The following is an 11,925-nucleotide window of genomic DNA, read 5'->3' as shown; positions in this document are numbered from 1 at the left end:
TTCCCTTAAAAATTATCCCAGCGCAGGCTCAAATGCAGCGCGCGGCTATTATATTCGAACAGGGAGATGTTCTCGCGGTTGCGCACCACCCGCCCCTCCAGGTAGAGGCTGATGTTGGGCAGTACATACCACTGCAGCGCGGCGCGTGCGATGCTGGTGCGCTGGTTGCGCACCACCTCGACCAGTTCCGGCGCGTAAATGCTGGCGCCGCGCCAGCGCTGATGGGTCAGGCCGGCTTCGCCGTACAGGCCGCTGCCCAGCACGGCATAGCCCTGCAGGCTGCCGAACCAGCCGTCGCGGTTGCCGCCGGGGCGCAGCGCCTCGCCGTTGTCGCGCAGGCGGCTGGCGGTCAGTTGCAGTTGCTCGCGCTTGCTGCGGTAGGTCAGCATGCTGCCCAGTTCGTAGGTGGTCGAGTCGTAGCTGCTGCGGGTCGGATAGGTCACACGGCTGAGGTTGCTGATCAGGGCCAGGTCGAGATTGGCCGGCAGGGTGATCGGCGGCGCCGCGTGCAGCTGCACCTGCTGCTGGCGCTGGTAAAGCTTGCCGTTCAGCGTGGCGTTGCCGTAGGCGCCGGTGAGGCGGGTGCGCCAGCGGCCCAGGGTCCAGGCGCGTTCCAGCCCCAGCAGCAGCGACGCGGTATCCTGCTCGCGCTGGTGGTCGTGGCGGCGCGCATACAGTTGCACGATGGCCTGCGTGCCGCTGCTGTCGAGCGGCTGGATGTAGGAGCCGCTCAACAGCGAAAAGCTGTCCGGGTGCGGCAGGAATTCCGGCGCCAGTTCGCCCGGCACGCCGCCGACGCTGAAGATCGGATTGGTGGCGCCCTGATTGACATTGGTGTCGTGGCCGCGTCCGGCGCTGAGCAGCCAAGAGGGCGGCCGCGACGGCGCTGGTTTGCAGCCGCTGGCGCGGCGCCCGTCGATCACTTCCATGATGCCGGGCGGCGGCGCGAAGCGCTGCTCGATTTCCCGGAACAGACGTTCGGCCTCGGCACTGTTGCCGACGTCGCACTGGGTCAGTGCCAGTTCCATCCAGGCGCCCGCATGCAGCGGCTCATGCTCGATCAGGCGGGTCAGCAGCTCGGCGGCGGCGCTGGGCCGGCCCAGCGCCAGTTCCTTCAGCGCGGCCTGGTACATGGCCTCTTGCTGCTCCGGGGTGTTGACCGGCTCGGCGCTGGCGGCGGTCGCGCTATCGGCGGCGGCCGGCGGCGCTTCCTGGGCGCAGGCCAGCGCCGTGGCGAACAGGGCGGGCAGCAACAGGCGGCGATGCAGGCGCATCATGGCTGCAACTCCAGCGTGTACAGCTGAATCGGTTTTTCCTTGCCGCGCAGCTGGTGTTCACCCAGCGGCAGCAGGCGGTGGCGCTGGCTGCGCGCCGCCGTGCCGGCGCCGACGATGATGTCGTGCGGGTAGTCGCGGGCCGCCTGTTCCAGCCGCGACGCGGTGTTGACGCTGTCGCCGACCGCAGTGTAGATGCTGCGGAAGCTGGTGCCGTAGTCGCCGGCCATAGCGGCGCCGCTTTCAATGCCGATGCGCACCCGCAGCGGCGCCAGCCCCTGGCGCGCGCGCGCGGCGCTGAAGGCGGCCACCTCGCGCACGATGCGCTCGGCGGCGTCCAGCGCCAGGTCGGCGTGGTCGGCGTTGGGCAGGGGCGCGCCCCAGAACGCCACCAGGCCGTCGCCGGTGTACTTGTCCAGCGTGCCCTGCATTTCCAGCACCGGGCGGGTCAGGCAATCGAGGAAATCGGTGGTCAGGCGCGCCGCCGCTTCCAGCGACAGCGACTCGACCTGGGTGGTATAGCCTTCCATGTCGGCGATCAGGGTGGTCACTTGCAGCAGGCGCGGCGCCAGAGGATCCTTGAGGTCGCTGCGCAGCAATTCATTGACCACATCCTTGGCCACGTATTGGCGCAAAGTGCCCAGCAGCTGGCGCGAACGCTGTTGCGCCTGCTGCCAGTGGAACGGCACGGCCACCGCCAGCAGCAGCAGGTGCGACAACAGCGGCGCCGCCGGCGCCAGCAGCGGATCGCGCGGCGCCAGCACATAGGCCAGCGCCAGCCACAGCAGCGCGCTGGCGGCCAGCATGGCAGTGTTGGCGATGGCGGACAGGCGCGGCAAGGTGTAGCTGGCGAGCAGCACGATGGCCACCGTGTACAGCAAGGCCAGCCAGCGGCCGGGCAGCGGGCGCGGCGCCAGGCCGGCCTGTTCGTCGAGGCGGGCGCTGAGCATGGCGGCATGGACCAGCAGGCCGGCGCTGGAGGCGGCCAGCGGGGTGGCGATGCGGTCGCCGATGCTGAGCGAGGAGGAGCCGATCAGCACCAGGCGGCCGGCCACGTCGGCCTTGCCGAGGCGGCCGTCGAGCACTTCGGCGGCCTGGGCGACATCGTAGGCGGCCCAGTTGCGGCGGTAGGGGATGCGTTCCAGCCCGACGGCGGCGGCAGGGGCCGGGCCGGCGCCGGCGCAGCAGTCGAACAGCGCGCGCGACAGCGACGGGTACAGGCGGCCCTGGTACCAGGCGCTGTCCGGCAGCCGGCGCAGCACGCCGTCGGCGTCGGGCAGCACGCCGATATTGCCGAAATGGCGCGACTGGGCCAGCCCGGCGTGGTTGGCGATATAGCCGGTGGCTTGCAGCGCCGCGCCCGGCTGCGGCGCGGCCACGCCGCCGGCCAGTACGCCGTTGCGCAGCGGCACCGGGTGCGGCTGGTAGTCGAGCATCTGCGCCAGCACCACCGGGCCATGCCGGGCCAGCATGGCGAGCCGCGCGTCGCCTTCGGCGTCGGCCGGCTTTTCCAGCAGGATGTCGAGCGCCACGCCGCGCGCGCCGGCCTGCAGCAGGAGTTCCACCAGATCGGCGATGCGGCTGCGCGGCCACGGCCACGGCTGGCTGGCAACGCTGGCTTCGTCGATGTCGACCACCAGGATGCGGTCCTCGAGACGGTCGTCGGCCTGTAGCGCCAGGTAGCGGTCGCGCAGCCACTCGCCGCCCCAGTGCGACCAGGCGGGTGTGGACGACCACTGTGGCAGGGCGCACAGCAGCACGGCAACCACGGCGATCAGGCTACGCAACAGTAGAGAGAGGGACAGGCGAATGCGCAAATTAACTGGGAATTGGGGTTGAACAGAGGGGCAGTTGCGCTCCAGAATGGCTGTTAGTATATATCACTGCCCCAAGTAAACATATGGGCATGACAATTCCTGCCGCCACCGCCGGCAACGGCTGTAACCGAATGTAATAGATGTAAGATGTGATGACGATCACTGCTTTTTGCTGTGTGGAGAGGACAATACGCAGCATAGGAGAAGTTTATTATGTTACGGAAATATCTGACCGGTGCTGCGTTGTTGCTTGCCGCCTTGTCCCCAGCGTGGGCGGGTGAGGCGGGCCGTATCGTCTTCGTTACCGGTCGTGCCGACCTCGGCGGGCAGCCGGCCAAGCTCGATGCCGTCGTCAACGAGGGCGCCGAGTTGAGTACAGGCAGCGATGGCTATATGTACATCAAGACCCTGGATGCCGGCATGCTGATTCTGCGGCCCAACACCCGCGCCCGGGTCGCCGACTACAAGTTCGATCCCGCCCATCCGTCCGCCACCAGGGTCAAGCTGGAATTGCTGAGCGGCGTGGCGCGGGCGATTTCCGGCCAGGGCGTCAAGCAGGCGCGCCAGAATTTCCGCTTCAACACCCCGGTGGCCGCGATCGGCGTGCGCGGGACCGACTTCATTGTGTACACCGACGCCGAAACCTCGCGCGTGTCGGTGGTGTCCGGCGGCGTGGTGGTGAGTCCGTTTGCCGGCAGCTGCACCGCCGAGGGCGCCGGGCCGTGCGAAGGCCAGGCCAGCCGCGAGCTGTTCGCCGGCCAGGCCGGCATGCTGCTGCAGGTGCGGCGCGGCCAGGCCACGCCGCAATTGTTGAATAATCCAGCTTTATCGCCTGACCAGAACGAAAAGCCGCGTGCCGACGAGCCAGTGGGCAAGGTGGCCATGTCGAGCGTGCTGCCGGCCACCCAGGTCAATCTGGATCCGCAGAAATCCGAGCTGTCGCTGGGCGCGGTGCACACCACGACCGAGGGGACGACCGCGCCGGTCGATCCGGTGTTGCCGGTGACGCCGCCAGTGGTGACGCCGCCGCCGGTGGTGGTCACGCCGCCGGTGACGGAACCGATCGCGCCGAAGGCGCAGGAAGTGTTCTGGGGGCGCTGGAGCACGGTGGCGGGCGCCGCCGTCATGCCGGCCAGCATCCAGAATAACGCGACCGACGCCACCGCCTTCGTGGGTAATTATGCGGTGGCCCGCTTGAAAGGTGCGCAGCTGGTCATGCCGACCGAAGGCACGGTCGCCTTCACCCTGAACGGCAGCGAAGCCTTCGTGCAAAAGACCGGCATGGCGGAATCGCTGGCGGCGGTTGAAACCGGACAATTATCGATTAATTTTGTCGACCGCAGTTTTACCACCGGGTTGGTGGTCGCCGCCGATGGCGCAAAATATAATGTCAATGGCAAGGGTGTGGTGGATATGAGCGGGCTGATGTCGAATGTAATTTCCTCGCCGACCACCATCCGCGGTTACCTGAGCGGCACCAAGGTGGAAGAAGCGGCATATATATTTAAAAACGTCGCCTATCCCGGCACCACGATTACGGGCGCCACCAGCTGGAAGCGATAATATCCGCGAGTTAAAAAGTGCATTTGCTTATTTAAAAAAAACGCGGTTATTCCGCGTTTTTTTTATTATCGGCCGGGTTTAATTGACGGCTTCAATTCTCTCCAAATGTCGCAATTCTTGTCGATTTGGGCAAAATGACAGCTTGCTAATTGCAACATTCTGTAAAAAAACACGTTTTTCATGCAGAAATACGCGCACTTGTGATGGCCATCACAACATATCCCCCCCGCTGTGGCAATATACTTCGGTCTTCTGCAAAAAAGCGTCCAGCTGTGGACAGCGCTGTTTGCTCTGGACTGCAGAATTTTGGTTTAAACCACACTTTATAAGGAAATACCATCATGGCAGTAGCTACTGATTACGTCGCCGTAGTACAACAACTGTACGTTTCGTACTTTGGCCGTCCTGCTGACTACTTCGGTCTGCAGAACTTCACCGCACAACTGGCTGCGCTGAATGCTCCTACCGATTTCACCGCGCTGAACACCGCTGTTCAAACCGCTCCAACCGGCGCCCTGGCTGCCCTGGTTAACAGCTTCAACGCATCGACCGAATCGTCGAGCCTGTACGGCACCGACACCAGCCAAGTTGGTATCTCGAAATTCGTCGAAGCCATCTACGAGAACGTACTGGGCCGTGCTCCAGACGTTGAAGGCTGGGCATACTGGACCAACGAAATCACTTCGGGTCGTCTGACCCGCGCCAACGTTGCAATGGCCATCACCCAAGGCGCCCTGGAAAACACCAGCGCCCAAGGCCTGCTGGACAAAGCCGCTGTCACCAACAAGCTGGCAGTTGCCACCAACTTCACCGCGGCGCTGGACACCGTGACTGAAATCAACGCCTACTCGGGCGACACCGCTGCTGCTACCGCACGCGGCCTGCTGGCTGGCGTGGACAGCACCACCAGCGTGACCGCTTACCAGTCGACCGTTGAAGCAGCGGTTGCTACCGTTGTTACCGGCTCGATCCCAAGCACCAACACCGCACTGACCGACGCTGTGGACACCGTTGTTGGCGGCAATGGCAACGACATCTTCACCGGCGTAGTCGGTACCGGTGCTACCCTGAACGCACTGGATTCGGTTGACGGCGGCGCCGGCACCGACACCCTGAACGTTCTGGCTGTGGGCGCATTCACCACCCTGGGTGGCGGCGTTTCGGTTAAAAACGTTGAAAACATCACCATCCGTGGCTCGTCTGACATTACCTACGACAGCACCACCGAAAGCGGCGTGGTTGGCGTGACCAAACTGTCGGTTACCCAAGGTGCCAACGTGGACGTTACCGCTGCAGCTACCACCGCAGTTACCGTTGCTGGCGCAACCGGCACCATCGCTGTTGATGGCGGCCTGACCCAGACCGTGACCGCAACCGGCGGCAACACCATCGACCTGACCGGCTCGAAAGGCGCGATCACCGTGACCGCATCGGCACAAGATTCGGCAATCACCATCGACGGCGGCACCACCGTTGCAGTCACCAGCACCGCAGCTGTTGCCGGTAGCGATATCGAAATCGGCACCACCACCGCTCCTACCGGCGCAGTGGTTGTCAACACCACCGGCGCTGCCGCTGCTGGCGCCGACGTGACCCTGGGCGACATCACCGTCACCGGCGGCACCACGGTAAGCGTTATCGCTGCCGCGACCTCGGACGCTTCGTTCGCTGCAACCGACCTGACCAAAGCGACCGTTGTTGAAGGCGCAATCGACATCAACGGCGGTGCAAAAACCACCACCGTGACCGTTCAGCAATCGGCTACCGTTGCTTCGAAAGATGCAGTGGACGCTGCTGCCGGCGCCTACTCGACCGACGTTGTGACCTTCAAGGCACTGGCTTCGGGCAAACAAGTCACCATCGAAGGCCTGATCTTCACCGCCTCGAAAGACCTGACCGCAGCTGAAGTTGCTGCTGCCTTCGCCAACATCGCTGCTGGCGCTTCGCAAGGTAGCGGCGTGGCTGGCAACGGTATCTACACCGGCGTGCTGACCGCCGACTGGACCTCGGCCGCCGCTAGCGGTGCAACCGTAACCTTCACCTCGAAAACCAAAGTTGCCGACACCCTGGCAGTGAGCACCAACGGCACCGCCCTGGCAACCCCAGTGCACACCGCTGGTTCGACCTCGACCGACGCTGTGACCGGCGTACTGGGCGTGACCGCCGGTGCTGTTACCCTGAGCGGCGCAGCCCTGGCGACCGTGTCGGTTGACGGCTACGGCACCGGTTCGGCTGTTGTTTCCGACAAGCTGACCTCGCTGAGCCTGGCTAACAGCGCTGAAGACTTCGCTGTTACCAACACCGCAGCTACCAGCCTGAGCCTGACCCTGAACAAGATCACCGGCGCTGCCGCGATCGACCTGGGTTCGGTCTACACCAGCCTGGATCTGGTTACCGCCACCAAAGATTCGGCAATCGCCCTGATTGCTGATGGCGTTAAGACCCTGACCGTTTCGGGCACCAACGCAGTTGACCTGTCCGACGCTGCTACCGACCTGTCGGCACTGGTTACCCTGAAAGTAACCGGCGCAGCTGGCGTGAGCGTTGACGCTTCGGGCGCCAACGTGACTTCGGTTGACACCTCGGGCACCACCGGCGACAGCACCATCACCGTTGACGCGACCAAAGCAACCTTCACCGGCGGCGCTGGCGTTGACACCGTGACCCTGTTGGCTGCGGCTCCAACCAAAGCTGTTTCGCTGGGCGCTGGCGACGACGTGCTGATCCTGGCAGCTACCACCACCTCGAGCACTGCCAACCTGGCAGGCGGCGACGGTACCGACACCATCGTGTTCGCTACCGGTGCTGACGCAGAAGACGCTTCGACCGACGCACTGTTCGAAGCCAAGATCTCGGGCTTCGAAAAAGTGGGTATCACCACCTTCGGCGGCGCTGACGTGACCGTGAACCTGGACAACCTGGACAACATCAACTACGTAGTAGTTGAGGGCGCTACCGCCAACGTCCTGACCCTGGATCACGTTGCCAACAACTTCACCCTGGAACTGACTGGCGACACCTCGGCTGCTACCTCGATCGACGTGGTTCTGGATGATGCTACCGGCACCTCGGATTCGATCAATGTTGTGCTGACCACCGACGGCGACACCGACTTCGGTACCGTGAATGCTGCTGGCGTAGAAACCATCAAGCTGACCGCTACCGATACCGATGAAGACACCATCGATACCCAGACCATCGACCTGGTAAGCACCACCGTGAAATCGATCGTCATCACTGGCAACTCGAACGTCACCCTGGCTAACACCGGCGACGTCAAGCTGGCATCGGTGGACGGCTCGGCCATGACCGGCGTGCTGACCGCATCGACCAACGGCACCCTGGCAGAAACCATCAAAGGTGGCGCGGCTGCTGACGTGCTGACCGCAGCTGGCAACGGCGACACCCTGATCGGCGGCGCCGGCAACGACACCCTGATCGCTACCGGTAACCTGGCCAAGCTGACCGGCGGTGCTGGCACCGACACCTTCAACGTGTCGGACGCTACCTCGAACGTCAACAGCTACGCGACCATCACCGACCTGTCGGTTGGCGATATCATCGCGTTCGGCGCTGGTACTGCCTTCAACGCATCGAAAGTGCTGCTGGAAGACACCGCTGTGTTCCAGGATTACGCCAATGCTGCGATCGCTGAATCGGCAACCGGCGACATCTCGTGGTTCCAGATCGGTGGCAACACCTACGTGATCGACAACGTGAGCGGCGGCACCACCTTCGACAACGGTAACGACCTGATCGTTAAGATCACCGGCAACGTTGACCTGAGCCACGCTTCGTTCAGCGCTACGGCACACACCCTGGTTCTGGTTGGCTAATTAAGCAACCCAGTCCCGGACTTCGGTCCGGGCTGACCAGCAAAAACCTCCCGTGTTTCGGCACGGGAGGTTTTTTTTTGCCCCCTCCGCCCCGGGAAGCGGCTGTTACATAAAAATTTGTGACACACATCACATTTTTACTTGGTTTTGGGGGATAATGTCTGGCCTTTACTAATCTTTAGTTGTCTTTGCTCAGCGAGCGTCGGCGCGGCAACGCGCACCTTATCCGACCAGGCCATGAAAACTTTTCTAAATTCCAAGAACGAGATTGCGCAAATCCTGCGCAGTTTTAAGCGCACCTTCTACACCGTTGGCGTCTTCAGCGCCATCATCAACCTGTTGATGCTGCTGCCCTCGCTGTACATGCTGCAGGTCTATGACCGCGTGCTCAGCAGCCGCAATGAAATCACGCTGTTGATGCTGACGCTGATGCTGTTGGGGGGCTACGTCCTGATGTCCGTGCTGGAGCTGGTACGCAGCTTCGTGCTGGTGCGCGTTGGCGCCCACTTCGACATGCAGCTCAACAAGCGGGTCTACACCGCAGCCTTCGAGCAAAATCTCAAGGCCGCCGGTGGCAATGCTGGGCAGTCGCTGGCCGATCTGACCAATCTGCGCCAGTTCTTGACCGGCAACGCCCTGTTTGCGTTTTTTGACGCGCCGTGGTTCCCGGTCTACCTGGTGGTGATTTTCCTGTTCGAGCCGACCTTGGGCCTGTTCGCGCTGACCGGCACGCTGGTGCTGGTGGTGCTGGCCTACATTAATGAAAAAATCACCCACAAGCCGCTGGCGGACGCCAACTCGATGGCCATCACGGCCAACAACCTGGCCACCAACAACCTGCGCAACGCCGAAGTGATCGAATCGATGGGCATGCTGCCTAATCTGCTCGGGCGCTGGTTCAAGCTGCACGGTAAATTCTTGCATCTGCAAGCAGAGGCCAGCGAAATTGCCGGCCGCATCAATGCCGTGACCAAGTTCGTGCAGCTGTCGCTGCAGTCACTGGTACTGGGTTTTGGTGCGCTGTTGGTGCTGGAAAACAAAATCAGCGCCGGCATGATGATTGCCTCGTCGATCCTGGTGGGGCGCGCGCTGGCGCCGGTGCAGCAAGTCATCGGCGTGTGGAAAAGCTGGAGCGGCACGCGCAGCGCCTTTGAGCGCCTGAGCACGCTGCTGGAAAAGAACCCGCAGCGCGAGGCCGGCATGGAGTTGCCCAAGCCAAGTGGCGCCATGACCATCGAGGCGATCACCGCCGCCCCGCCGGGCAGTCCGGTACCGGTCCTGCGCGGGGTCAATTTTGCGCTCGAAGCGGGCGATGTGCTGGGCGTGATCGGCCCTAGCGGCTGCGGCAAATCGACCCTGGCGCGCCTGATGGTGGGCGTGTGGCCGGCCGCGATGGGCAAGGTACGCCTGGATGGCGCCGATATTTATCAATGGAACAAGAGCGAGCTGGGACCGCACATCGGTTACCTGCCCCAGGATGTGGAACTGTTCGGCGGCACCATTGCGGAAAATATTGCCCGCTTCGGTGAGATCGACAGCGAGAAAGTGGTAGACGCGGCCAAGCGCGCCGGCGTGCACGAGCTGATCCTGCATTTCCCGAAAGGCTATGACACCGTGCTGGGCGACGGCGGCGCCGGCCTGTCGGGCGGCCAGAAGCAGCGCCTCGGCCTGGCCCGCGCCATGTATGGCGACCCGGCCCTGCTGGTGCTCGATGAGCCGAATTCCAACCTGGACGAACCGGGCGAACTGGCGCTGGTGAATGCGGTGCAAACCATGCGCAAGCAGGGCAAGACCGTGGTGCTGATCACCCATCGCAGCAGCGCGATTTCCGTCACCACCAAGCTGCTGTTGCTGCGCGACGGCACCGTGGCGGCGTTCGGCCCGACCCAGCAGGTGCTGGCGGCGGTGCAGGAAAATCAACAGAAACAGATGGCGGCGCAGCAGGCGGCGGGCCAGCAGGCGGCTGCCCAGCGCGCGGCAACGGCCCAGCAGACCGCTCAGCAAGCAGCTCAGCAGACCGCAGTCCATCAAGCGGAAGCCGCACCAGCGGCGAAACAGGAGTAAACCATGTCGAACATTATCAAGAAGCCGGATGACGTGCCGGCAGAAGTTATCAGCCACGATGTGGCCCCGCTGACCGTCAATACCGATGCCCGCGCTTACACCCGGCTTGGCTGGCTGATCGTGCTGGGCGGCGTGGTGGGTGGCTTGCTGTGGGCCAGCCTGGCGCCGCTGGACAAGGGTGTGCCGATGAGCGGTTTCGTGGCCAAGGAAGGCAACCGCAAGGCGATCCAATACCTGACCGGCGGCACGGTGCAAGACATCCTGGTCCAGGATGGAGACGTGGTCAAGGCCGGCCAGGTGCTGGTCAAGATGAGCGATGTACAAGCCAATTCGGCGCTGGAGATTACGCTGGCGCAGTACTTTGCCGCACGCACGACGGAAGCCCGCCTGAAGACCGAACTGAGCGGCGGCCATACGGTGGCCCTGCCAGCCAGCCTGCAGCAGTACAAGAGCGATCCGCGCGTACAGTCCGGCATGGTGCTGCAGCAGCAACTGCTGTCATCGCGCCAGTTGGCGGTGCAGAGCGAGCTGGGCGCAATGGAGGAAAACATGGCCGGCCTGCAAGCGCAGATGCAGGGTCTGGAAGAGTCGCGCAATAGCAAGAAGGAGCAGCAAGTGTTCCTGAAAGAGCAACTGGATAGCGCTCGCGATCTGGCGGCCCAGGGCTATGTGCCGCGCAGCCGCCTGCTGGACCTGGAGCGCACCTATTCCCAGGTGGCTGGTTCGATTTCCGAGGACGTCGGCAATATTGCCCGCGCACGCCGCCAAGTGTCCGAACTGAAGCTGCGCAGTGTGCAGCGCAGCCAGGAATACCAGAAGGAAGTCCGTACCCAACTGGCAGAGGCACAGAAGGAGGCGGAAGCACTGTTTAGCCGTATCGCCGCGCAGCAATTTGAACTGGCGAATGTCGAAGTGCGCGCGCCGGTGGATGGCATCGTGGTGGGCAGCAGCATCTTCACCAAGGGCGGCGTGGTCGCTCCGGGTGCGCGCATGATGGACCTGGTGCCGATCAATGATGCGCTGGTGGTGGAGGGCAACCTGCCGGTCAATCTGGTCGACCGCGTTCATCCGGGCCTGAAGGTGGAGCTGATCTTCTCGGCCTTCAACAGCAACAAGACCCCGCATATCCAGGGCGAGGTGATCCAGGTGGCTGCCGACCGTACCGTGGAAGAGCGTACTGGCGCCGCCTACTATAAAGTGCGTGCGCGTGTGACGCCGGCCGGCGCCAAGATGATGGCCGAGAAAAAACTGGACGTGGTCCCTGGCATGCCGGTGGAGATGTTCGTCACGACCGGCGAGCGTACCATGATGAGCTATCTGCTGAAGCCGGTCTTCGACCGTGCCAAGTCGGCCCTCACGGAGGAGTAAGCG

6 protein-coding genes are annotated in these 11,925 nt (G+C 63.3%); 4 read left to right on the top strand and 2 right to left on the bottom strand.

Annotated features, from left to right (window positions below):
* Positions 1 to 5: 5 nt before the first annotated feature.
* On the bottom strand, positions 6 to 1,277 hold the full coding sequence (locus tag BMZ70_RS14480) for a BTAD domain-containing putative transcriptional regulator (protein ID WP_092275462.1): 1,272 nt from the start codon (positions 1,275 to 1,277) through the stop codon (positions 6 to 8).
* A complete protein-coding gene (locus BMZ70_RS14475) occupies positions 1,274 to 3,091 on the bottom strand; it encodes an adenylate/guanylate cyclase domain-containing protein (protein ID WP_092275459.1) in 1,818 nt (605 codons plus the stop codon). Before BMZ70_RS14475 ends, BMZ70_RS14480 begins: the two co-directional genes overlap by 4 nt.
* Positions 3,092 to 3,304: 213 nt before the next feature.
* On the opposite strand from BMZ70_RS14475, the gene BMZ70_RS14470 reads away from it, so the two are divergent.
* The 4 genes from BMZ70_RS14470 (at position 3,305) to BMZ70_RS14455 (ending at position 11,922) form a co-directional block, all read left to right on the top strand.
* Positions 3,305 to 4,654 (top strand): FecR family protein, encoded by a 1,350-nt coding sequence (locus BMZ70_RS14470; protein ID WP_092275457.1) that lies wholly within the window; start codon positions 3,305 to 3,307, stop codon positions 4,652 to 4,654.
* A gap of 341 nt (positions 4,655 to 4,995) precedes the next feature.
* A complete protein-coding gene (locus tag BMZ70_RS14465; RefSeq protein WP_092275454.1) occupies positions 4,996 to 8,490 on the top strand; it encodes a beta strand repeat-containing protein in 3,495 nt (1,164 codons plus the stop codon).
* A gap of 237 nt (positions 8,491 to 8,727) precedes the next feature.
* Complete coding sequence (locus BMZ70_RS14460; RefSeq protein ID WP_092275452.1) at positions 8,728 to 10,554, top strand: type I secretion system permease/ATPase; 1,827 nt, start codon at positions 8,728 to 8,730, stop codon at positions 10,552 to 10,554.
* A gap of 3 nt (positions 10,555 to 10,557) precedes the next feature.
* A complete protein-coding gene (locus BMZ70_RS14455) occupies positions 10,558 to 11,922 on the top strand; it encodes an HlyD family type I secretion periplasmic adaptor subunit (protein WP_092275449.1) in 1,365 nt (454 codons plus the stop codon).
* Positions 11,923 to 11,925: the final 3 nt, after the last annotated feature.

This window comes from Duganella sp. CF402 (assembly GCF_900109645.1).
Classification (GTDB): Bacteria; Pseudomonadota; Gammaproteobacteria; order Burkholderiales; family Burkholderiaceae_D; genus Rugamonas.
The sequence above is the reverse complement of the archived record's forward strand: the minus strand, read 5'-3'. Positions and strand labels throughout refer to the sequence as shown.

Bases quoted from the DNA above. Each gene is read 5' to 3' on its own strand.
- BMZ70_RS14480 (WP_092275462.1), bottom strand. From the start codon at position 1,277: ATGATGCGCCTGCATCGCCGCCTGTTGCTGCCCGCCCTGTTCGCCACG.
- BMZ70_RS14470 (WP_092275457.1), top strand. From the start codon at position 3,305: ATGTTACGGAAATATCTGACCGGTGCTGCGTTGTTGCTTGCCGCCTTG.
- BMZ70_RS14465 (WP_092275454.1), top strand. From the start codon at position 4,996: ATGGCAGTAGCTACTGATTACGTCGCCGTAGTACAACAACTGTACGTT.
- BMZ70_RS14460 (WP_092275452.1), top strand. From the start codon at position 8,728: ATGAAAACTTTTCTAAATTCCAAGAACGAGATTGCGCAAATCCTGCGC.
- BMZ70_RS14455 (WP_092275449.1), top strand. From the start codon at position 10,558: ATGTCGAACATTATCAAGAAGCCGGATGACGTGCCGGCAGAAGTTATC.